Genomic DNA, 22,985 nt, shown 5'->3' on the forward strand with positions numbered 1-22,985 from the left:
GTGATGTCTGCCCCCAAAAGTACCGCCGCCCGTCGTGGGCTGTTGATCATTTTGTCCTCGCCTTCCGGTGCGGGTAAATCGACGCTGGCCAAGCGGCTTATGAAATGGGACCCGAGCCTGGCGTTTAGTGTATCAGCCACCACGCGTGCTGCGCGCGAAGGTGAGACCCACGGCGTTGAATACTATTTTGAAAGCCGGACAGGTTTCGAAGATATGGTCGCGCGGGGCGATATGCTGGAACACGCCGAGGTGTTTGACAATTTATACGGCTCCCCACGGGGCCCCGTTGAAGCGGCGATCAACGACGGGCGCGATGTGCTGTTCGATATCGACTGGCAAGGTGGGCAGCAAATACGCAACTCTGTTTTGGGAATGCACACGTTGTCGATCTTTATCCTGCCGCCCTCAATTGCAGAGTTGGAGCGACGGTTGCGCGGACGTGGACAGGATAGCGACGAGGTTATTTCAGGACGAATGAAAAAGTCCCGCGATGAGATTAGTCACTGGCCCGAATATGACTATGTTTTGGTCAACGATGATCTTGATCAAACGGAAGAACGGCTGAAATCAATCGTCAGCGCAGAACGTCTGCGCCTTAGCCAACAACCGCAAATGTCCGATATTGTACGTGATTTGAACGCAGAATTTGAGGCCCGCCAATGATTTATAAGCTTGATGGAATCACCCCCGAAATTGACCCAACCGCTTGGGTTGCAGCGGATGCCAACATCATTGGCGCGGTTACTCTTTGCGCAAAAAGCAGCGTTTGGTTTGGCGCCACGCTGCGTGGTGATAACGAACGGATCACCGTGGGCGAGGGGGCGAACGTGCAAGAGGGCAGCGTTTTGCACACGGACATGGGTTTCCCACTTTTTATCGGGGCTAACTGCACGATCGGGCACAAAGCTATTTTGCACGGCTGCACGATTGGTGATTGCACGCTGATCGGGATGGGCGCCACGGTGCTTAACGGGGCTGTTATCGGCAAGAACTGCCTGATTGGGGCGAACGCTTTGGTCACAGAAGGCGCAGTTATCCCAGATGGCTCGCTTGTGGTTGGCGCGCCCGCAAAAGTGCGCCGCGCGCTCGACAAAGAGGCGATTGACAGTTTGTTGAAATCAGCGCTCGGCTACCAGAAAAATGCAGAACGCTTCAGAAAAGGACTAAGCGCACTATGAGTGACAAACGCCTCAACACACCCTCAATGGTGCGCCGCATGGCGTTTCCACAAAGCTCAAGCCGTGCGGTCGTCACGCCGCTTCAGCCGTCTGTTGTCTATGCAAGCGACACGCCTGATGCATTGGATGCGCAATATCTGGGTGGTGCGCAGGGCTATACCTACGCCCGTGAAGGGCACCCCAATGCAGACGTTTTGGCGCGCAAGATCGACCAGCTTGAAGGTGTGACACCGCAGATGGGCGCAGGCTTCATCACCAGCAGCGGCATGGCGGCGATTTCTGCTGCAATTCTTGGGGTGTGCAAAGCGGGTGATCACGTTCTGGGTGGGGATCAACTTTATGGGCGGTCGCTCAGGATGCTTAGCCAAGATTTGCCTGACCTTGGCATTGAAACATCGCTGGCGGATCCCACAGATGCGGCCGCGTTTGCTGCCGCGATCCAGCCCAACACGCGGCTTGTTCTGCTCGAAGTTATGAGCAACCCAACGCTTCGGCTTTCAGATATTTCTGCGATTACAAAGGCTTGCCACGCACGCGGTGTTCTTGTGATGATCGACAATACGTTCACCACTCCGCGGGGATACCGTGCATTTGATAACGGCGCTGATATCGTGATCCACTCTGTCACCAAACTGTTGGCCGGGCACTCGGATGTGACACTGGGCTACACGGCGACCCGTGATCCGGCACTGCGCGATGCAATGGTGGTCAAGGCGGTCACATGGGGATTTACGCCATCACCATTTGATTGCTGGCTGGCGGAACGCGGGCTTTATTCATTTGAGTTGCGCTATGACCGCGCCCAAGAAAATGCCGCAAAGCTAGCGGACGCATTGGCCACACATAGCGCAGTTGAAAAAGTGCTCTATCCTGCGCGCACAGATCATCCGGACCATAACCGTGTGAGCGACATGTTAGGAGATCAGACAGGCAATATGGTCAGTTTCGTGCTGCGCGGCGGGCGCGAGCAAACAAATGCGTTTGTCGGCGCGCTTGAGCATATCGCGTTTGCCCCAACTCTGGGCGATATCGGGACAACCTTGTCGCATCCCGCCACGTCATCGCACCGCGCGCTAAGTGCTGAGGCGCGTTTGGCGTTGGGCATGCCCGAAGGGTTCTTCCGCGTCTCGGTCGGGGTTGAGGATGTGGACATGCTTATCTCTGAATTCACCGCGGCACTGGACGGGGTCTGACGAAAGACAAAGGGGGCAAGGCCATGACAGCACTGAGCACGATGCGCACGCTGACCGATGCGTTCCCCACGCCTTTCGCTGTAATTGATGCGCGCCGCACAATTGTGGCGGCCAATCAAGCAATGCGCGACGTGTTGGGCGAGGACATCGTTGATCGCCATTATACCCGTGCCTGCCGCCGTCCCAGTATTCTGGATGCGGTTGAGCGTGCGTTCGGTGTCGGCGCCACGGAAGAGGCGGAGTTTTCTGAAAACATCAAAGGCCGAACATCACACTTCAAAGTGATCTGCAGCCCGCTTGAGGTCGAAGGACGCGCCCATGTCTCGCTTAGCTTTGAGGATGTCACGTCTTCGCGCGAAATCAGAGCCATGCGGAGTGATTTCGTTGCAAACGTCAGTCATGAATTAAAAACGCCCATCACATCGATCCTTGGCTTTGTGGAAACCATTCAAGGGCCCGCGGCCAATGATGAAGCCGCCCGTAACCGCTTTTTATCTTTGATGGCCCGAGAGGCCGAGCGGATGAACCGTCTTGTCCATGATCTGTTGTCGCTGAACCGCGTTGAGGTCGATGAAAAGGTCCGCCCCATGGACCGCGTTGCGCTGAACGCACTGGTGTCGCACACCGCGGAAGTACTACAGCCGTTGGCGGAAGCCCGAGGTATTTCGCTTAAGATCGAGCTACCCGACGCCCCATGTCACGTGACGGGGCATGAGCGGCAGCTGGTTCAGGTGTTACGTAATCTGGCCGAAAACGCCATTGCCTACTCACCAAGTGGCAATGAAGTGCGCGTGCGTTTGACCGCGCCTGCTTATGAGGTGGCGCTGCATGGAAACGGGGTGCGTTTGATTATTGAGGATGACGGGCAGGGGATTGATCCGGTGCACATCCCGCGCCTGACAGAGCGGTTTTACCGCGTGGATAGCCACCGCTCTCGTGAGGTGGGGGGGACCGGTCTTGGCCTTGCCATCGTAAAACACATCATCACGCGGCATCGCGGACGTCTAGAGATCAAAAGCAAACTGGGAATCGGTAGTCGTTTCACGGCGATCTTGCCTGCTGATACGTCAGCACCTTAATTTTTCACAAATTTCGGGCAATTTAGCCGCGAAAATCCGTCATTTTCAGGTTTTGTCACATAGCTGTTACGTTCCTGTCACAAAAGCTTAGCGAGACCAGCTTAGGCAGACGCCATAAGTTGCTTGCAGGAGGGATACGCCGACCTGTGAGGCTGACATAACCAAAAGGAGCTGCCTTATGTCATTTCTTAAACTCACCGCATCAGCCGTTGCGATCGCTGCTGTTTCCGCACCTGCATTCGCGCGTGACAACGTGCAAGTTGCCGGTTCTTCTACTGTTCTGCCTTACGCATCAATCGTTGCGGAAGCTTTCGGTGAGAACTTTGATTTCCCGACACCTGTTGTTGAATCCGGTGGCTCATCTGCGGGCCTGAAGCGCTTTTGCGAAGGCGTTGGCGCAAACACTGTTGACGTTGCAAACGCATCTCGCGCGATCCGCGAAAAAGAGATCAAAGCATGTGCCGACAATGGCGTGACTGACATTATGGAAGTCCGCATCGGTTATGACGGCATCGTATTTGCGTCCGACATTGATGGTGCGACATTCGAATTCACCCCCGCTGACTGGTTCAACGCATTGTCACCAAAAGTGCTTGTCGACGGCGCGATCATCGACAACCCGAACCAGACTTGGGCCGACGTGAACCCTGCGTTCCCGGCACAGCAGATTGCGGCGTTCATTCCAGGCACAAAGCACGGCACACGTGAAGTGTTTGAAGAAAAAGTTCTGGCTGTTGGCTGTGAAACAACCGGCGCGCTTAAGGCGATGGAAGCCGCTGGCATGTCCGAGGATGACGCAGAAGACGCTTGCATCAAAGTGCGCACCGACGGTCTGTCTACAGACATTGATGGCGATTACACTGAAACCCTTGCACGGATTGATGCCAACAAAGACGGCATCGGCGTATTTGGTCTGGCGTTCTATGAGAACAACACAGACAAGCTGCAAGTGGCGACAATGTCAGGTGTGACGCCAACAACAGAAAGCATTTCAACAGGTGAATACCCTGTGTCTCGCCCGCTGTTTTTCTATGTCAAAAAAGCGCACATCGGCGTGATCCCTGGCTTGAAAGAATATGCTGAGTTCTTCGTGAGTGACGAAGTTGCTGGCCCAGATGGCCCGTTGGCTGAGTACGGTCTGGTTTCAGACCCAGAGTTGGCTCTTACTCAAGAAGCGATTGCAAACGAGCAGACCATCGCATCTGGCTCATAAGGGCGCGATTGGTTAAAGACATAACACACCGCCGAGGGCGACTCGGCGGTGTGTTGCATAAAGACGGCGCCAGTGAATTTGGCGATCTACATTAGCTGAGGTCTGTAAATGTCTGGAATTGTTCTTTTATTGATCGTTTTGGGCCTTGGTGCTTTGGCTTTTATTCTTGCGCGCGGCAAAGCGTTATCTTCTGTTGGCGGTGACCAGCGCGCATTGCATTCACGTCCACATTACTACGGATTTTCGGCCTCTATTTTGACGATCGCGCCAGCTGTGGCGCTTATGGTCGTTTGGGGCTTTGGACAATCTACTCTGGTGCAATCCTCGGTTGCTGAGTTGATACCGGCATCTGCGATTGCGGAAGGCCAGACCGTTGGCCTTTTGATGGGGGATGTGCAGCGGATTGCGAACGGTCTTGATACAGCCGTTGCGGAAGGCGCGCTTAGCAGCGACGCTGCAGCAACCTTGAGCACGGGCGCGGATGATATTCGGGGCATTCTTGGTTCGGTTGGTGTGGCGCTTGGTGCAGATGTTGATCCTGCCATTTTGAAGGCTGCGCAGAGCTACAGGGCGATGCAAAGCAGCGGCGCAACTCTGCGAATGATTGCGGTGATTGGCGTAGCGCTTTTGGGGCTGACCTACGGTTTCATGCAGACATCGGCCACGTACCGCGCACGAAACTCCGTTGAACGCAGCATGCGCTGGACGCTGATTGCGGCGGCCAGTGTGGCGGTGTTCACAACCCTTGGTATTGTCTTTTCGGTGATTTTCAACACGATCGAGTTTTTCCAACTTTATCCCGCAAAAGACTTTTTCCTGAGTCTCACGTGGTCCCCAAGTTTCGGCGGCGGTTCTGAATTGGGTGTTTTCCCGCTTCTTTGGGGCACGCTTTACATCAGCTTAATCGCGCTGATGGTTGCTGTTCCAACGGGACTTTTTTCCGCGATTTATTTGTCTGAATACGCGTCGCCCAAAGTGCGCGCCTTTGCCAAACCCTTGCTTGAGGTTTTGGCCGGCATTCCCACTATCGTTTACGGTTTGTTTGCGCTTTTGACGGTTGGACCTTTGTTGGTGAACGTGTTCGGTGACGGCGGCATTTTGGGCGTCAATTGGATGCAAGGCGGCACAGCTGTGATGACCGCCGGTTTGGTCATGGGCATCATGTTGATCCCGTTCGTGTCTTCACTGTCAGACGACATCATCAACGCGGTGCCACAGGCGCTTCGAGATGGATCGTTGGGGCTGGGTGCGACGCCATCGGAGACCATCCGCCAAGTGGTGATACCTGCGGCACTTCCCGGTATTGTTGGCGCAATTTTGTTGGCCGCGTCCCGCGCCATTGGGGAGACGATGATCGTTGTTTTGGGGGCAGGGGCCGCCGCGCGCCTGTCGATGAACCCGTTTGATGCAATGACGACCGTAACGGCCAAGATCGTGTCCCAGCTTACAGGCGACGCGGATTTCGCCAGCCCCGAGGCTTTGGTAGCCTTTGCATTGGCCATGACCCTTTTTGTGATCACCCTTGGATTGAACGTCATCGCACTTGGAATTGTGCGTAAATATCGGGAGCAATACGAATGACCGATGCGAGCAACGCAGCACCGCTGCGCGAGAAAAAATCCCTGCTCGTCGTTGATGCGCGCACCAAGAAACGAAACGCCGCTGAGGCGCGCTTCAAGATGTATGGCATCATCGCCATCACGCTGGGGCTGTTGTTTTTGGCGGTTCTGCTGACAACGATTATCAGTCGCGGTACTGGTGCATTCACCCAAACGTTCATTTCGGTGCCTGTTGAGCTGCGCGAAGATAAACTAGACAAAAAGGGCAATCGAAACCTTGAAGACATCAAAAAGGTCTCGACGTTTGGTTATAATCCGCTGTTGGGCGATGCTTTGTCCGCTGTAATTGCAGAAGGTGGCTTCACAACTGAAATCACCAAAAGCAAAGAGTTGCGCAAACTTCTGTCCTCAAGTGCTGTCGGGCAAATGCGCGCCTATGTGATTGAAAACACGGACCAAATCGGCCAGACCGTGACTTTTGATTTCTTCGCCTCATCGCGCGTCGATGGTTATATCAAGGGCCGCGTGACCCGTGAAGATTTGGCCCGCGACAAGAACCTGTCTGCTGAACATCTTGATCTGGTCGATCAGATGATTGAGGCGGGTGTTGTACGCAAAAAGTTCAACCCAAGTTTCATTTTCGGCGCAGACGCATCAGAAAGCCGGCCAGAACAGGCGGGGCTTGGCGTGTCGATGTTAGGCTCGCTCTTTATGATGTTGGTTGTGCTGTTTTTGGCACTTCCCATTGGCGTTGCCGCATCGATTTATCTTGAAGAATTCGCGCCGAAAAACCGCCTGACTGATTTGATCGAGGTGAACATTTCTAACCTCGCAGCGGTGCCTTCGATCGTGTTCGGCATCTTGGGCCTTGCGTTCTTTATTCAGTTTTGTGGCGGCTATCTTGGCATTGCAGCTATGAAAGCAAGTGCCCCGTTGGTAGGTGGCCTAGTGCTGACGTTGATGACATTGCCGACGATCATCATTTCCACCCGCGCGGCCCTAAAGGCGGTTCCGCCCTCTATTCGGGATGCGGCACTTGGGGTTGGCGCGTCAAAAATGCAGACTGTTTTCCACCATGTGTTGCCTCTTGCCGCGCCTGGAATTTTGACAGGCACGATTATTGGCCTTGCCCAAGCACTTGGTGAGACTGCACCGCTGCTGTTGATCGGCATGGTCGGCTATATCGCGTCAAACTACCCCGACAGCGTGTTGTCTGGCTTCACAGACCCTAACTCGGCCATGCCTGCCCAGATTTTTGAGTGGGCCAAGCGCGCAGACCCTGCATTCTACGAGCGCGCATGGGGTGGCATCATCATTTTGTTGGTCTTCCTTATGACCATGAACATCATCGCAATTTTACTTCGTCGTCGCTTTGAGCGCCGTTGGTAGGTAGAAGGGTAAGAACAATGGACGATCTAAGATATATGGAGATGCCCGTGGACCAAGATACCAAGATTTCCGCCAGCAATGTGCAGATCTACTATGGCGATAACCAGGCCATCAAAGACGTAAATGTTGAGATTGCAGACAAGACTGTGACGGCCTTCATCGGCCCGTCCGGTTGCGGCAAATCTACGTTCCTGCGGTGTTTGAACCGAATGAATGACACCATCGATATTTGCCGTGTCGAAGGGACCATCAAAATAGACGGCGATGACATTTATGACAACGCCGTTGATCCCGTTCAGCTGCGTGCGAAAGTCGGTATGGTTTTCCAAAAGCCGAACCCGTTCCCGAAATCAATTTACGATAACGTGGCTTACGGTCCCAAAGTGCACGGGCTGGCAAAGTCCAAAGCTGATCTGGACGTGATCGTTGAAAAAGCGCTGCGCCGTGGTGCGATTTGGGACGAGGTTAAAGACCGCCTTCATGCACCGGGCACAGGTCTTTCTGGCGGGCAGCAACAACGCTTGTGCATTGCGCGTGCTGTCGCAACGGAGCCTGAAGTGTTGTTGATGGATGAGCCGTGCTCTGCGCTTGACCCAATCGCCACTGCGCAAGTGGAAGAGTTGATTGACGAGTTGCGTCAAAGCTATTCGCTTGTGATCGTCACGCACTCGATGCAGCAAGCCGCGCGGGTCAGCCAGCGCACCGCCTTCTTCCACTTGGGCAATCTGGTTGAGTTTGGCGACACCAGCCAGATTTTCACCAACCCACAAGACAGCCGCACTGAAAGCTACATCACTGGACGGATTGGATAAGCGTATGAGTGACCAACAACATATCGTTTCTGCTTATGACCGTGATCTTGAAGGGGTCATGGTTGCGATCATGAAGATGGGAGGGCTGGTCGAAGACAGCATCCTGAAAAGTGCGCAAGCGCTTGAAACCCGTGATCTGGAATTGGCCGCCGAAGTGCGCGCTGCGGATAAACGGATTGATGAGCTGGAAGAGAAAATCAACGATGAGGCTGCGCGCCTGATCGCGTTGCGCGCCCCCATGGGCCGCGATTTGCGCACGGTTCTGTCTGTGATCAAAATCAGCGGCGCGCTTGAACGCATCGGCGATTACACCAAAAACATGGCCAAGCGCACAGCAGTTTTGGCCGAAGTCCAAGCCGTAAATGGCGCGCCCGCATCGGTGCGCCGGATGGCCCGCGAAGTTGAGGCGATGCTACGCGAAGCACTTGATGCTTACGTACGCCAAGATGCCGCATTGGCCCAAGCGGTGATCCTGCGCGATGAAGATGTGGACCAGATGTATAACAGTCTTTTCCGCAACTTTCTGACCTACATGATGGAAGATCCGCGCAACATCACAAGCTGTATGCATTTGCAGTTCATCGCCAAAAATGTCGAACGCATGGGTGACCATGTGACATCGATTTGCGAGCAAGTGATCTATCAAGTCACGGGCGAAATGCCTGATGATGAGCGCCCCAAAGTGGCCGGTGATCCCTACGATCCTGCCTCTGTGACCGAGGACTAAAGAAACATGTCAGTTGATCAGCCGGTTGTATTGGTGGTTGAGGACGAGATGGCACAACGCGAAGTGCTGGTTTATAATCTTGAGGCCGAGGGCTTTCGGGTCGTGACTGCGGAAACAGGCGAAGATGCCATGTTGGCCGTGGATGAGCAGGCGCCAGACATCATCTTGCTTGATTGGATGCTACCAGCCGTGAGTGGCATCGAAGTATGCCGCCGCCTTAAGGCGCGGCCTGATACAGTTGGCACACCGATCATCATGTTGTCTGCCCGCTCTGAGGAGGTCGACAAAGTGCGCGGCCTTGAAACAGGTGCGGATGATTACATGGTCAAGCCGTACTCGGTGGTGGAGTTGATGGCGCGGGTGCGCACTCAATTGCGCCGCGTCCGCCCATCAACTGTTGGCCAGACGTTGCGTTTTGATGACATTATTCTGGACAGTGAAACGCATAAAGTGACCCGCGATGGCAGTGACATTAAGCTTGGCCCGACCGAGTTTCGCTTGCTTGCCACGTTCATCGAAAAACCGGGCAGGGTGTGGTCGCGCGATCAGCTTTTGGACCGGGTCTGGGGGCGCGATATCTATGTGGATACGCGGACAGTTGATGTACATGTGGGGCGCTTGCGGAAATCACTTTGTACCCACGGCGGCAATGATCCGCTGCGCACTGTGCGTGGAGCAGGATACGCACTGGGCTAAGATTGGGGAAGCTTGGTCGCTTGTTTGTCGGTCTAAGCTTACGCTCTTTACTTGACTATTTTAATCTGAATAGGCATCCCGCACTTAACAACGGTGTTGAGGGAACGCTCTATGGCAAAGCGGCCAAAATCAGCTGGCGAGAAATTCCTAACCGGCTTGGCGCTGACCCTTGGGGTGCTCTTTGCGCTGCCGCATTTGGGTGTGCTTGTGGCTGCGTTTTCGGGATCGACAGACACGCTTGCCGCCCTTTTTGATACGGTTCTGTTGAATTACGCTGGCACCACCCTGTGGTTAGTGTCTTTGGTTGGTTTTTTCACATTCGTTTTGGGAACTGGCACTGCGTGGCTTGTCAGCATGACCGAATTTCGCGGCAGACGCATTTTTGAGATTGCATTGGTGCTGCCCTTGGCGTTTCCCGCTTATGTCTTGGCTTATGCCTACACGCATCTTCTGGACCATCCGGGCATTGTTCAATCCACCCTGCGCGCCGTAACGGGCCTTGGCCCACGCGATTACTGGTTTCCCGAAATCCGCAGTTTGGGTGGCGCAACAGTGATGTTGACGCTGGTGCTATACCCTTATGTCTACCTGCTCGCGCGCGCTGCTTTCTTGGGGCAGGGGGCGACAACATTTCATGCCGCACGCGCCCTGGGACGCAGCCCTTGGAACGCCTTTCGCACTGTTTGCATTCCCATGGCGCGGCCGGCGATTGCCTCTGGCGTGCTTCTCGCGGCCATGGAGACAATCGCTGATTTTGGCACTGTCAGTTATTTTGGTGTGCAAACATTTGCCACGGGCATCTACACAAGCTGGTTCACGTTGGCGGACCGTGCGGCTGCAGCACAGCTTGCACTTGGGCTTTTGGTCATTGCGCTGTTCTTGGCAATTCTTGAGCGTACCAGCCGGGGCGCTGCCAGATACGACAGCGCCCGCGTGAGCCAACGCCTTGCTCGCATTCCCCTAAGCGGGGGCGCAAATGTGGCTGCCACGGCATTCTGTGCGCTGCCGGTGCTGTTCGGTGTTATCATTCCCACGGTCGCCCTTTTGACCATGGCGATCGGGTCCGAGCAAAATCTGTTTGGTAGGCGGTATCTGGCATTTACAAGCAACTCGCTCACGCTTGCAGGAACGGCTGCGGGGTTGACGGTGTTGGGCGCGATTGTACTTGGCTCAATTCAGCGGGTTGCCCCAAGCTTTTTGACCCGCAGCAGTCTTTATGCGGCGAGATTAGGCTACGCCGTGCCCGGCGGCGTTATTGCAGTGGGGCTGATCGTGCCATTCGCCGCCTTTGATAACGCACTTGACGCGGCGATGCGCGCGCAGTTTGGTATCTCAACAGGGCTGTTCGTTACCGGTTCGATCTGGCTTTTGGTCGGCGCGTATATGATCCGCTTTTCCGCCGCGGCCCTTGGCGCGTATGAGGGGGGCATTGCCGCGGTCAGTACCAATATGGATGCGGCCTCGCGTGTCTTAGGGCAGGGGGTTTTGGCGACGGTGCGCCGTGTGCATGTGCCTATTTTGCAGCCAAGTCTACTTACGGCGCTGGTCATCGTGTTCGTTGATGTGATGAAAGAGCTTCCTGCCACCCTGATCATGCGGCCTTTTAATTTTGATACGCTTGCCGTTCAGGCCTATAGGCTTGCCTCGGACGAGCGCTTGGAAGGCGCCGCAGTCCCGTCTCTTGTGATCGCGGCGTTGGGGTTGATCCCCGTGATCATCTTGTGCCGTCAAGTGGGGCGCCGCCAAAACTAGGCCACACCAGTTTTAGGTATCTTAAATTCCTCTGCGCGGCATTTCCATCTTCTGCCACCTCGTGCATAGATACCCGACACATAGCGCGGGGAGCATCACATGAGTACGAAAACTGACTGGGATGATGCCTATGCCAATATGGCGTATGTTGCTGGATCAGACGCGTTTCCGGCGATGTGGGAGGCCGATGGTGCAGCGTATCGCGACAGCGGCGTACAGTGGGACGAACATTCATACGGCACTGATCCGCGCGAGCGTTTTGATATTTTTTGGCCAGGGGCACAGCCAAAAGGGTTGGCAGTATTTGTTCACGGTGGCTATTGGCTGAGGACTGGAAAATCCGACTGGTCACAGTTTGCAGAAGGTGCACGTCAGCAAGGTTGGGCCGTGTGTTTGCCGCAGTATACTCTGGCACCCGATGCCCGTATTTCGCAGATGACAGCACAGATTGGGCGCGCAATTTCATCGGCAGCTCAGTTAGTTTTAGGGCCAATTCGTCTGGCTGGTCATTCCGCTGGTGGGCATTTGGTCAGCCGCATGATGTGTGAAGATAAGCCCTTGGCAGCAGACGTGATGGAGCGTCTTGAAGCCTGTGTTTCAATCAGCGGCCTTCACGATTTGCGTCCCATTATGCGTACGGAAATGAATGACAAACTTGGCCTTGATACAGGTGAGGCACGCCAAGAAAGTGCTGCACTTCAAGACCCGCACCAAGCGGCGCGGATGACCGCATGGGTCGGCGGGGGTGAGCGGCCAGAGTTCATTCGGCAAGCGCGCCTCCTGCATAATGTGTGGTCAGGTTTTGACGTAGAGATCACCTTGCACATTGACGGCACTCATGATCATTTCTCTGTCATTGAAGGGCTGAAAGACCCGCAAAGTGCGCTTACCACCTGCTTTGTTGGTAACGACCAATCCCAGACGTAAGATGAGAACCCGATGACAAAGACGCCCGTCCGCTTGCCCGTAAAAGACCGGTTTCACCTGCCTGAGGGCATGATTTATCTTGATGGCAACTCCCTTGGCCCGCTGCCACGTGGTGTCGATGAGGCGCTACGAACCGCCGCGGTGGATCAATGGGGCGCGCATTTGATCAAAGGCTGGAACGTGGATGGCTGGATGGCGCAACCCGCGCGCGTCGGCGACAAAATCGCTGCACTAATCGGCGCGCCTGCGGGCTGTGTTACGATGGGCGATACGCTTTCCATTAAAGTATATCAGGCGTTAGCAGCCGGACTAAACCTTAATCCTGACCGAAAAGTCATTCTGACAGATAGCGGCAACTTTCCATCCGACATCTATATGGCAGAAGGGCTGATCAAACATTTGGGGCAGGGGCATGAGTTGCGCATCGTGGCGCCCGAAGACGTGAGCGATGCCATGACACGCGACGTCGCTGTGGCGATGATTACCCAAGTGGATTACCGCACAGGCCAAATGCACGACATGCAGGCCGTAAGCGATGCGGGCCATGATGCGGGTGCGGTGATGTTGTGGGATTTGGCCCACAGTGCTGGGGCCGTGCCTGTGAATGTTGAGGCCAGCGGTTGCGCCTTTGCGGTTGGGTGCAGCTACAAATACCTCAACGGGGGGCCGGGCGCGCCCGCGTTCATTTACGTGCGTCCCGATTTGATCCCAAAAATTGATCCCGCGCTAAGCGGTTGGCTGGGGCATGATGCACCTTTTGCGTTTGAGCCGTCTTACAGACCCGCGGTAGGGATTGAGCGGATGCGCGTCGGAACACCGCCCGTGTTGCAGTTAAGCGCATTGGAAAAAGCCCTTGAGGCATGGGACGATGTCGACATGCAGGAACTGCGCCTCGCCAGTCTTGAATTGTCCGAGCTTTTCATTGCACAGGTTGAGGCCCGCTGCCCTGATTTGCAACTTGCAAGCCCGCGCAACGGTGCCGAACGAGGCAGCCAAGTCTCATTTTCCCACCCCGAGGGCTACGCGATTGTGCAGGCCTTGATCGCACAAGACGTGATCGGTGACTTCCGCGCGCCAAACATCATGCGGTTTGGCTTCACACCGCTTTATCTCGATGAGGCAGATGTGATCCGCGCCACCGAAATATTGGAGCACGTGATGAATGATCGGCTGTGGGATAGGCCAGAGTTCAAGATCACACGCCGCGTCACCTAACAGCCCGTCTGAAATACCCCAAAACCGCGACAGATTTGGCTGATTTGTGTGCAAGCGATTGCGTCCTTGCCAAAGACCGTTCAATAAGACGTAACGCAAAACGAGAGAAGCCACATGACACGCATCGACGACACATTTGCCCGTCTCAAAACCCAGAACCAAAAGGCATTCGTCGCCTATATCATGGCCGGTGATACGGATTATGATACCTCGCTTGAGGTGTTGCAGGGGCTGCCCGATGCGGGCGTCGATATTATTGAGCTTGGTGTGCCGTTTACAGATCCGATGGCCGATGGCTCCACGATTCAGTTGGCGGGCCAGCGCGCATTGGCAGGGGGTCAAACCCTCACCAAGACGCTGCAAATTGCGACTAAATTTCGTGAGACAAACCAGACAACCCCAATTGTTCTGATGGGCTATTACAATCCGATCTATTCAATGGGCGTTGATACGTTTCTTACCGCCGCATCAGAGGCTGGCATCGACGGCCTGATTATTGTGGACTTACCGCCAGAAGAAGACGTGGAGCTTTGCTTGCCTGCGCAAGAAGCTGGCCTGAACTTTATCCGCCTCGCGACCCCCACATCTGATGCTGCGCGCCTGCCCAAGGTGCTGCAAAACACCTCTGGCTTTGTTTATTACGTGTCTATGACCGGCGTGACCGGTAGTGCCGCAGTCCAAGCCGTTGATGTAAAACCAGAAGTTGACCGCATCAAAGCCTCTACTGATTTGCCTGTGATTGTTGGATTTGGCGTGAAAACACCCGAAGCTGCACGCGATATTGCAGCGATCGCAGATGGTACTGTTGTAGGATCTGCCATCGTTGAGCGGATTGGTCGCGGCGATGCGCCCGCCGATGTGTTGAGCTTTGTAAAAACCCTTGCCGATGCGGCCCATAGCTAAAGGAACAGACCGATGACTGAACTTTTTAACAGCTTTATGAACGGGCCTGACGAGAACGGCCGCTTTGGTGATTTCGGCGGGCGGTTTGTTTCTGAAACGCTTATGCCACTCATCCTCGAGCTTGAAGCGCAGTACGAGAACGCCAAAACCGACGATAGCTTTTGGGCCGAGATGCATGATCTTTGGACCCATTACGTGGGCCGCCCGTCGCCGCTCTATTTCGCAGAGCGCATGACCGAGGCCCTTGGTGGCGCTAAAATTTATCTCAAGCGCGACGAGCTGAACCACACAGGCGCACACAAGATTAACAACGTTTTGGGCCAGATTATTTTGGCGCGCCGCATGGGCAAGACACGTATTATTGCCGAGACCGGAGCAGGGCAGCACGGTGTAGCAACAGCGACCGTTTGTGCGAAGTTCGGCCTGAAATGCGTTGTTTATATGGGTGCGCATGACGTTGAACGTCAAGCGCCTAACGTGTTCCGTATGCGGCTTTTGGGCGCTGAGGTCGTGCCTGTAACCTCAGGCCGCGGTACGTTGAAGGATGCCATGAATGATGCGCTGCGCGATTGGGTTACCAATGTGCGCGATACGTTTTACTGCATTGGCACTGTGGCAGGACCACACCCGTATCCTGCGATGGTCCGTGATTTTCAGTCAATCATCGGCAAAGAGACACGCGAACAAATGGACGCAGCAGAAGGGCGCTTGCCCGATACAGTGATTGCCTCGATCGGTGGTGGGTCCAACGCGATGGGGCTGTTTTACCCGTTCCTTGACGATGAAAGCGTTAACATCATTGGTGTTGAGGCGGGCGGTAAAGGCGTAAACGCAAAGATGGAGCATTGTGCGTCTTTGACGGGCGGTCGCCCAGGCGTGCTGCACGGCAATCGCACGTATTTGCTGCAAGATGACGACGGACAAATCCTCGAGGGGTTCTCGATTTCTGCGGGTCTTGATTACCCGGGCATCGGTCCTGAGCATGCGTGGCTTCACGACATTGGTCGGGCGCAATATGTCAGCATCACCGATAAAGAAGCGCTTGAAGCGTTTAAGTTCAGCTGTGAGCGGGAAGGCATTATTCCCGCACTTGAGCCATCACACGCCTTGGCCCATGTGATGAAGATCGCGCCAGAACTTCCGAAAGATCATTTGTTGGTGATGAACATGTGCGGTCGTGGAGACAAAGACATCTTCACAGTAGCGCGTGCATTCGGGTTCGATATGTCTGGACCTGAAGGCCGGACATTCGAATAACTTATTGTCAGCGAATTAAGATGGGCGGTGTAGGGCTTTCTTACATCGCCTTTTTTATCTATCTGTGTAAATGCCATTCAGAAATGTCACCGATTGCGCAAAGCAGGAATGTCACCACAGGCGCTAACGGTAGCGCAGCCTGTCAGAGTGTAGACCTCACACATCGGAGCTCTGGCTGGCTTCTCGGTCAGCGCGTTTTTGGGCGTAATATGCGTCCATCTTCGAGGGACGACCAGGCGAGCGGCGTCCTGCTTTCTGGTACCCGTTCTTGGCGCTTACAGGTTTGACCTTCACCGTCATAGGGGCTTTGTCCTGTTCGTCTTTGATGTGTGCCAGCACCGCGCCGAGGCGCTTGTTCTCGGTGATTGAGGCGTGGGTGATCCGGCGCTCTGGGTTCAGGATTATATGGGGCAGGGCAACGCCTTTGGCGCGGACCTGAATGCGTCCATCTGCCATCTCGTAGACGTCTATATATTTGCCGACGAGGCCGCGCGTCAGATCGTTGATCTCAAGCTTGATACGTTTGCGGTCATATTTGAGCGTCAGATCCTTTGTCACGTAGCGTTTGTCGCGCAGGCAGAACACCTCCGCGAGGCGATCAGGTTCGATGTTCCGAGCGCGATGCAGGTTGTCGGGCTTGGCTGGGGCCTTTGCAAACTTGGTGTTGAAGCGCTTCATGAATTCCGACAGGAATGCGTTGCCTTCATCCATGTTCGAAATGCCCGCAAGGCGCAGCTCTTTCACCAGTCGATCCTGCAACGTGCGATTTGCACGTTCGACACGACCTTTGGCTTGGCTGCTGTTTGCGCATAGAATCTCGATGTTTAGCTCTGCAAGCGCACGACCGAATTGGGTCATGCCAGTCATATGTTCATTGGGCTTTGCCACACGGAAAACAGTGTGTTTGTCGCTATAAAAGGCAACAGGACGACCGTGTTTGAGCAGATAGCTTTCCAAAGTGGCGAAGTAGCTGAAGGTGCTTTCCGATTGCACAAACCGCAGTTCCATCAACATGCTGGTTGCATCATCAATGAAGACGAGAAGGGTGCAGGGATCAGCCCGATCCTCGAACCAGCGATGGTCAGACCCGTCGATCTGGATCAACTCGCCAAAGCACTCGCGACGTAATCTGGGTTGATGAAAAGTCCGCCGTTGTTTGCGCGACAGCCAGATACCATCTTCTTACATCCACTTGCGTAACGTCTCGCGAGAGACTTTGAAACCGTGATGTTCCGCCAACATCTCCGCTGCCAGCGTCCGGCCAAAATCCTTGTAGTTCTCGTTAACCAGAGCCAAAGCGTAATCGCGCTTTGCCTTGTGGATCTTGTTGTTCGGAGCCTTGCCGCGCGCACGGTGGCGGATCGCTGGCGCGCCTTCAGTTCTATATCGCTTCAGCAATCTGAACATCTGGCGCTTCGTCACATCCAGCATGTTGGCGCCGTTCTCAACGCTCAGCCGGCCATCATCGATCTGCGCCAACACTTCCATGCGATTTAACTCGCGCTCGCTCATCATCACCCATCCCATGTCCGTTCTCCCGTTGCTCACTTGAACAAGAGAGTGACATTCCTGAATCGCACAGGGGTGACATTATCGCTTTGCGGCTACACTCTACATATCGGATAATTAGTATTATGGTAATAATGTATATGCTGATCTAATGACTTGGATTAAGTAAGGCTCGTAAGGCATTGATATTACGTCGACCCTAGTCTGACTGCATCCACTGGTTGCATCGCTTTGTATAACTAGGCTAACCGTAGGCAACAAAACGAAAGCAATCCAATGGCATCACTTCTTATCCTAAACGGCCCAAACCTTAACTTGTTGGGCACACGGCAGCCCGAGGTTTATGGCGCGACAACGCTGAAGGATATTGAAGCCAAGTGTTTGACGTTGGCGCATTCGTTCGGGTTTGAGTTAAGCTTTCAGCAGTCGAACCATGAAGGTGTTTTGATCGACGCTATTCACGCCGCAAAAAGCACCCATGATCTGATCATTCTGAACGCCGGTGCCTATACGCATACATCAATTGCGCTACGCGATGCGATTGCGTCTGTGGAAGTTCCTGTGATTGAATTGCACCTGTCGAACATTCACGCCCGTGAAGACTTCCGACATACTTCGCATATCGCACCTGTCGCTGTGGGACAGATCTGCGGTTTTGGCGCGTACGGCTATGAGTTGGCACTGCACGCCGCAGCAGATTATTTGCGCAAATAGTCACGAAATATTTTAAGCTAAAAAAAAGGGCGCCACATGTGGGCGCCCTCCTCTATTTCTGCATCAACCGATGGGTCAGTTAAATTAGCTACCAGCAGCGGTTTTTGCTACTTCAGCAGCGAAATCTTCTACTTTTTTCTCGATGCCTTCGCCAACTTCCAAACGTGAGAAGCCAGTGATTTCGACGCCAGCTTCTTTGGCTGCTTCAGCAACTGTCAGGTCTGGGTTCACAACGAATTGTTGGTTCAGCAATGTCACTTCTGACATGTACTTTTTCATCCGGCCAACGATCATTTTCTCGATCACAGCTTCGGGCTTGCCGCTCTCACGAGCGATATCCATTTGGACGTTCTTCTCTTTTTCAACAACGGCTGGGTCCAGATCAGCTTCTGAAAGAGACGCCGGGTTAACCGCTGCGATGTGCATCGCAACCTGCTTGCCGAACGCTTCGTTATCGCCGCTCAGCGCAACCAACACTCCGATTTTGCCCATGCCATCTGCAACAGCGTTGTGGACGTATGTCGCAACATGCGCACCTTCAAGAACACCCATGCGGCGCACAGACATGTTCTCACCAATGGTCGCAATCGCGTCATTTACGATTGTTTCAACAGTTTTCCCGTCGATTTCAGCCGCTTTAAGCGCATCAACGTCAGACACGTCCAAAGCTGCGGTAGCAATGTTGCCAACCATAGATTGGAAGTCAGCGTTTTTGCCAACAAAGTCAGTCTCTGAGTTCACTTCAACTGCAATGCCTTTACCGGCTTTAACAGCAACAGCGACAAGACCTTCAGCAGCCGTACGGCCAGATTTCTTCGCAGCTTTTGCAAGACCTTTGGTGCGAAGCCAGTCCATTGCCGCTTCCATGTCACCATCAGTTTCAGTCAGCGCTTTTTTAGCGTCCATCATGCCTGCGCCGGATGTTTCACGCAGTTGTTTGACGAGTTGAGCAGTGATTGCCATCTCAAGTCTCTCCTAAATTTAATAAGATATATCTACGAGGCTGTGGTTTCCCATCGCGCGCCCCGTAGATTTCAACACATGTGTAAAGCTTACGCTTCTGCTGGTGCGTCCGCTGGTGCTTCTGCAAGGGCTTCTTCAACAGATGCCTCTTCCATTGCGCCAAGGTCGATGCCTGCAGCGCCCATCTGTGCGCTCATGCCTTCCAGAGCCGCGCGTGCAGCCAGATCGCAATACAGTGCAATCGCGCGTGCTGCGTCGTCGTTACCTGGAACGATGTAGTCAACGCCTGATGGTGAGCAGTTTGTGTCAACGATGCCAACAACCGGAATGCCCAGCTTTTTCGCTTCGGCAATTGCCAAGTCTTCTTTTTTCACGTCGATGACGAAAAGCAGATCAGGAACACCGCCCATTTCGCGGATACCACCGAGAGACGCTTGCAGTTTGCCCTGCTCACGCTCCATGCCAAGACGCTCTTTCTTTGTGAGGCCTTCAAAGCCACGCTCAGATGCTTCGTCGATGGCTTTCAAACGTGCGATAGACTTGGAAACAGTCTGCCAGTTTGTGAGCGTGCCGCCCAACCAACGGTGGTTCATGTAGTACTGTGCGCATTTCTCAGCAGCTTCAGCAATCGGGCGCTGCGCCTGACGCTTGGTACCAACGAAAAGCACGCGACCGCCTTTTGCGACAGTTTCCTGAACAGCGTTCAGAGCAGCGTCGAGCATTGGGACGGTTTGTGTGAGATCCATAATGTGGATGCCGTTGCGTGAGCCATAAATGAACTCTTGCATACGTGGGTTCCAGCGCTGTGTCTGGTGACCAAAGTGTACGCCTGCTTCCAAGAGCTGACGCATGGTGAAATCGACGGCCATGTCCGTATCCTTTCCGGTTTAGCCTCAGCGGGGGAAGAGACAAATGTCTCAACCGGCGGACCTTTGCAGGATGTCTCCCTGCACATGGCCCATCCCCGCTTGCGGAGTTGAAGTGCTGCGCGTTTAACCCAGCACTCCAACCAGCACAAGCCCCATATTTACAGGCGCTAAACCGAAGTTTCGACCGGCATATAGAACGGCTTAGAGGACGGTGCGTTCAAGCACCCAGTACGCACCGATGATCGCAATGCCGAGGCTGGCAGGAATAGCAATCACAGGGCGATACCACGCTTTGTCCCGGAACCAATATCCGACAAGCGCAAAAGCCACAGCAATCACGATCAGCTGTCCAAGCTCGACACCGATGTTAAAGCCGATCAACGCTGGCAAGAACTGACCTTCTGGAATGCCGTAGACACCCAGAACTGTCGAAAAGCCCAAACCGTGCAACAAGCCGAATGCAAAAATAAGTGCCGGGCGCCAGCGGCTTAGCCCATCCGTAAAGATGTTCTCAACGGCCACATAAACGATTGAAAGCGCAATCAACGGCTCAACAATTGAGGGGTTAACTGTCACCGCGCCAGTGGCGCCCAAGGCCAATGTCACAGTGTGCGCCAGTGTGAATGCACTGACCTGCCACAAAAGCGGCTTCAGGCGCGCTGCTAGGAAGAAAAGACCCAAAACAAACAAAATGTGATCAAGGCCAAGCGGGACGATATGCTCGATGCCCACGGGGATGTAGCGCACGAATGTGTCCCACGCGCCCTCGGATTGCCCACCCGCAGCAGTAAGGATGGGCGACATTTCACCTGCCCCCAAAAGGCCCGCAAAACCGTTCTCGCCTGCCCCTTGTTGGCGCAAGATCAGTTGGCCGTAATTCTGCGACAATCCAGCTTGGACAGGGGCGTTTTCAGGGTTTGCTATGGTTGCGGACATCTGTGTCAGGCGTGGCAACTCAAGATCGCTAAGGTCTTGAACCTCAACAGAATTAAGCGTGAGGACACCTGTCTCACCACCAAGCTCAATAAGGATGTTTTGAGCAATTGTGCCAAACTGCTCGCGGACACGTGTTTCAAACGCCTCAACGCTTAGTGCGCGCAGCGCATCATAATCCGCGGCGTTTGCTGCATCATCGGTGTTTTCCACCGTGGACAGGTCAATCCCCGCCAGAAAACTCTCAAAATTCCCGCCCAACTCAAGGGTAACTTCACCCTCAGAGATGGTCAGATCCGCCACGGTGGGGTTCACCTCATGTGCGCTTGCAGCAGTTGACATCGCCAGCAAAACAAACACCTTTAGCCACATGAAAAATCTCATTAGTCTTACCCTTCTTACTTATTTTTGCTGTACCAGCGCATCTTTGTCGCATGAAGTGTGGCTGGATGCTGAAGAGTTTCAAGTAGAAACCAGCGAAACACTCACCGCCGAACTCAAAAACGGACAGAATTTTGTGGGAGGTGGACTTATTTACAACCCTCGCAGCTTCACCCGCTTTGAAGTATTGAGCACAGATGGCCTTAAGCCCGTATCCGGTACGATCGGCGACCGCCCTGCCCTGAGCCTGTCAAGCCAGCCAGCAGGCCTTCAAGTCATCGGTTATGAAAGCACAGTTTCGACGCTGACTTATAAAGAATGGGAGAAATTTCAGGCGTTCGCCGATCATAAAGATTTCACCGACATCAAAACCCGCCATGATGCCCGCGGCCTGCCCGAGACCGATTTTGTTGAGGCCTACACCCGCCATGTAAAAATGCTTGCCTGCGTCGGCACTTGTGACGGCCAAGATGCGGTGATCGGGCTTGAGACCGAACTGGTGGCGCTCGCCAACCCTTATCAGTTGGCCCCCAATACTCCCCTGCCCGTGCAACTGCTTTTGAACGGCGCGCCGCAACCTGACAGGCAGATCGAGATTTTTGCCCGCGCAGCAAATGATATAGTCGAAATCACAACAACCCGCACCAACGAAAACGGCGTGGCTGACATCATGTTGCAGCCCGATACCACCTATCTTTTGGACGCTGTGACATTGCGCGTGCCCTCTACTGAGCGGCAGGTGAAAACAAATGCGGTTTGGGATACGCTTTGGGCGGCATTGACCTTTCAGACGCCAGAGTGATCCCCTATACCGCGCGGCATGACACAGATTTTATGCATCGGATCCGTCTTGTGGGATATCATAGGGCGCCATGACCAAGAGATGGTTGCGGGCAATGACCGGCCCGGCCGGATCACGCGCCTTCCGGGTGGTGTCGCCCTCAATATTGCAATGACGCTTGCGCGTTTTGACCTTAAACCTGTGTTGCTCAGTGCCGTTGGTACAGACGAAGAAGGCAACGAGCTGGTCCGCGCTTGCGCCACAATGGGCATGGACACAACGCAACTTTACCGCCCCAAAGACCTGCCAACAGATCGGTATATGGCGATTGAGGGCGCAAATGGTCTGATCGCGGCGATCGCAGATGCGCATTCGCTTGAGGCCGCGGGAAGCGAAGTTCTAACCCCTTTGCAAGATGGAACACTCGGCAGCGCATTGAAACCTTATAGCGGTGTAATTGCCCTTGATGGCAATCTTACGGAAAGCCTGCTTACGCAAATCGCAAGTGATGCCTGTTTCAAAGATGCGGACCTGCGCATTGCGCCTGCCTCACCTGGTAAAGTTATGCGGCTGATGCCACTACTCACCCACCCCAAGGCCACGATTTACGTCAACCTTGAGGAAGCCGAACTGCTGACCCAACAAAAACTGAGCGATGCAAAAAGTGGTGCTGAGGCATTGGCCCAAAAAGGAGCGACACGCGTTCTAGTCACAGATGGTGCCCGCCAAGCTGCCTTCGCCGAGAGTGGCCAGATCTGGTCCGCCACGCCGCCAAAAGTGCCCCAAATGCGCGTCACAGGTGCGGGGGATACGTTCATGGCCGCCCATATTGCAGCCGAACTTGCAGGCCGCTCGCCCGAAGATGCCTTGACCGATGGCCTTGCTGCGGCGGCCCATTACGTCTCGGGGCTATAATTTCTTTTGTTCAAAAATAT

At 54.3% G+C, this 22,985-nt stretch carries 21 protein-coding genes and 1 pseudogene; 18 read left to right on the top strand and 4 right to left on the bottom strand.

Annotated features, from left to right (window positions below; translation table 11 throughout):
- Positions 1 to 3 precede the first annotated feature (3 nt).
- The 15 genes from gmk to trpB all read left to right on the top strand — a co-directional run bounded on the left by gmk (position 4) and on the right by trpB (position 15,900).
- Positions 4 to 663, top strand: a complete 660-nt coding sequence (gene gmk / locus NIG5292_RS01185) for a guanylate kinase (RefSeq protein ID WP_048597502.1) — start codon at positions 4 to 6, stop codon at positions 661 to 663.
- Positions 660 to 1,178, top strand: coding sequence for a gamma carbonic anhydrase family protein (locus NIG5292_RS01190; protein WP_048597503.1), 519 nt, complete (start codon positions 660 to 662; stop codon positions 1,176 to 1,178). Before gmk ends, NIG5292_RS01190 begins: the two co-directional genes overlap by 4 nt.
- Positions 1,175 to 2,371: a trans-sulfuration enzyme family protein gene (locus NIG5292_RS01195; RefSeq protein ID WP_048597504.1), complete on the top strand. Its 1,197-nt coding sequence runs from the start codon at positions 1,175 to 1,177 to the stop codon at positions 2,369 to 2,371. The genes NIG5292_RS01190 and NIG5292_RS01195 overlap by 4 nt, the downstream gene beginning before the upstream one ends.
- 23 nt (positions 2,372 to 2,394) lie before the next feature.
- A complete protein-coding gene (locus NIG5292_RS01200) occupies positions 2,395 to 3,450 on the top strand; it encodes a sensor histidine kinase (RefSeq protein WP_048597505.1) in 1,056 nt (351 codons plus the stop codon).
- A 178-nt stretch (positions 3,451 to 3,628) separates the two neighbouring features.
- Positions 3,629 to 4,663 carry a substrate-binding domain-containing protein gene (locus tag NIG5292_RS01205; protein WP_048597506.1) on the top strand — a complete coding sequence of 345 codons (1,035 nt, stop codon included), beginning with the start codon at positions 3,629 to 3,631 and terminating at the stop codon, positions 4,661 to 4,663.
- Between the two features lie 108 nt (positions 4,664 to 4,771).
- Entirely contained in the window at positions 4,772 to 6,244 is a 1,473-nt protein-coding gene (pstC, locus tag NIG5292_RS01210; RefSeq protein ID WP_048597507.1) for a phosphate ABC transporter permease subunit PstC, read from the top strand.
- Positions 6,241 to 7,611, top strand: a complete 1,371-nt coding sequence (gene pstA / locus NIG5292_RS01215) for a phosphate ABC transporter permease PstA (RefSeq protein WP_048597508.1) — start codon at positions 6,241 to 6,243, stop codon at positions 7,609 to 7,611. Before pstC ends, pstA begins: the two co-directional genes overlap by 4 nt.
- A gap of 17 nt (positions 7,612 to 7,628) precedes the next feature.
- Complete coding sequence (gene pstB / locus NIG5292_RS01220) at positions 7,629 to 8,423, top strand: phosphate ABC transporter ATP-binding protein PstB (RefSeq protein WP_048597509.1); 795 nt, start codon at positions 7,629 to 7,631, stop codon at positions 8,421 to 8,423.
- Between the two features lie 4 nt (positions 8,424 to 8,427).
- Complete coding sequence (phoU, locus tag NIG5292_RS01225) at positions 8,428 to 9,150, top strand: phosphate signaling complex protein PhoU (protein ID WP_048597510.1); 723 nt, start codon at positions 8,428 to 8,430, stop codon at positions 9,148 to 9,150.
- 6 nt (positions 9,151 to 9,156) lie between these two features.
- Entirely contained in the window at positions 9,157 to 9,846 is a 690-nt protein-coding gene (gene phoB, locus NIG5292_RS01230; protein WP_048597511.1) for a phosphate regulon transcriptional regulator PhoB, read from the top strand.
- Between the two features lie 111 nt (positions 9,847 to 9,957).
- On the top strand, positions 9,958 to 11,598 hold the full coding sequence (locus tag NIG5292_RS01235) for an ABC transporter permease (protein ID WP_048597512.1): 1,641 nt from the start codon (positions 9,958 to 9,960) through the stop codon (positions 11,596 to 11,598).
- Between the two features lie 99 nt (positions 11,599 to 11,697).
- Positions 11,698 to 12,525 carry a hormone-sensitive lipase gene (locus tag NIG5292_RS01240; RefSeq protein WP_048597513.1) on the top strand — a complete coding sequence of 276 codons (828 nt, stop codon included), beginning with the start codon at positions 11,698 to 11,700 and terminating at the stop codon, positions 12,523 to 12,525.
- Positions 12,526 to 12,537: 12 nt separating this feature from the next.
- On the top strand, positions 12,538 to 13,740 hold the full coding sequence (gene kynU, locus NIG5292_RS01245; RefSeq protein WP_048597514.1) for a kynureninase: 1,203 nt from the start codon (positions 12,538 to 12,540) through the stop codon (positions 13,738 to 13,740).
- 114 nt (positions 13,741 to 13,854) lie between these two features.
- On the top strand, positions 13,855 to 14,643 hold the full coding sequence (trpA, locus tag NIG5292_RS01250) for a tryptophan synthase subunit alpha (protein ID WP_048597515.1): 789 nt from the start codon (positions 13,855 to 13,857) through the stop codon (positions 14,641 to 14,643).
- Positions 14,644 to 14,655: 12 nt separating this feature from the next.
- Positions 14,656 to 15,900, top strand: a complete 1,245-nt coding sequence (gene trpB, locus NIG5292_RS01255; RefSeq protein WP_048597517.1) for a tryptophan synthase subunit beta — start codon at positions 14,656 to 14,658, stop codon at positions 15,898 to 15,900.
- 156 nt (positions 15,901 to 16,056) lie between these two features.
- On the opposite strand, the pseudogene NIG5292_RS01260 reads toward trpB, so the two are convergent.
- Positions 16,057 to 17,427: pseudogene (locus NIG5292_RS01260) on the bottom strand (ISNCY family transposase).
- A gap of 258 nt (positions 17,428 to 17,685) precedes the next feature.
- On the opposite strand from NIG5292_RS01260, the gene aroQ reads away from it, so the two are divergent.
- Positions 17,686 to 18,123, top strand: a complete 438-nt coding sequence (gene aroQ, locus NIG5292_RS01265; protein WP_048597518.1) for a type II 3-dehydroquinate dehydratase — start codon at positions 17,686 to 17,688, stop codon at positions 18,121 to 18,123.
- Positions 18,124 to 18,207: 84 nt separating this feature from the next.
- Here aroQ and tsf read toward each other — a convergent pair whose 3' ends face one another.
- The 3 genes from tsf to NIG5292_RS01280 form a co-directional block, all read right to left on the bottom strand.
- A complete protein-coding gene (gene tsf / locus NIG5292_RS01270) occupies positions 18,208 to 19,086 on the bottom strand; it encodes a translation elongation factor Ts (RefSeq protein ID WP_048597520.1) in 879 nt (292 codons plus the stop codon).
- Positions 19,087 to 19,175: 89 nt separating this feature from the next.
- Entirely contained in the window at positions 19,176 to 19,955 is a 780-nt protein-coding gene (gene rpsB, locus NIG5292_RS01275; RefSeq protein WP_048597522.1) for a 30S ribosomal protein S2, read from the bottom strand.
- Between the two features lie 201 nt (positions 19,956 to 20,156).
- Positions 20,157 to 21,260, bottom strand: a complete 1,104-nt coding sequence (locus tag NIG5292_RS01280) for a HupE/UreJ family protein (RefSeq protein ID WP_233488135.1) — start codon at positions 21,258 to 21,260, stop codon at positions 20,157 to 20,159.
- Between NIG5292_RS01280 and NIG5292_RS01285 the strand changes: the two genes are divergently transcribed.
- Entirely contained in the window at positions 21,259 to 22,071 is an 813-nt protein-coding gene (locus tag NIG5292_RS01285; protein ID WP_048597526.1) for a DUF4198 domain-containing protein, read from the top strand. The two genes, NIG5292_RS01280 and NIG5292_RS01285, sit on opposite strands and share 2 nt — an antisense overlap.
- A gap of 18 nt (positions 22,072 to 22,089) precedes the next feature.
- Positions 22,090 to 22,965 carry a PfkB family carbohydrate kinase gene (locus tag NIG5292_RS01290; protein WP_048597527.1) on the top strand — a complete coding sequence of 292 codons (876 nt, stop codon included), beginning with the start codon at positions 22,090 to 22,092 and terminating at the stop codon, positions 22,963 to 22,965.
- The last annotated feature ends 20 nt before the right edge of the window (positions 22,966 to 22,985 follow it).

It is taken from the genome of Nereida ignava, from assembly GCF_001049735.1.
Classification (GTDB): domain Bacteria; phylum Pseudomonadota; class Alphaproteobacteria; order Rhodobacterales; family Rhodobacteraceae; genus Nereida; species Nereida ignava.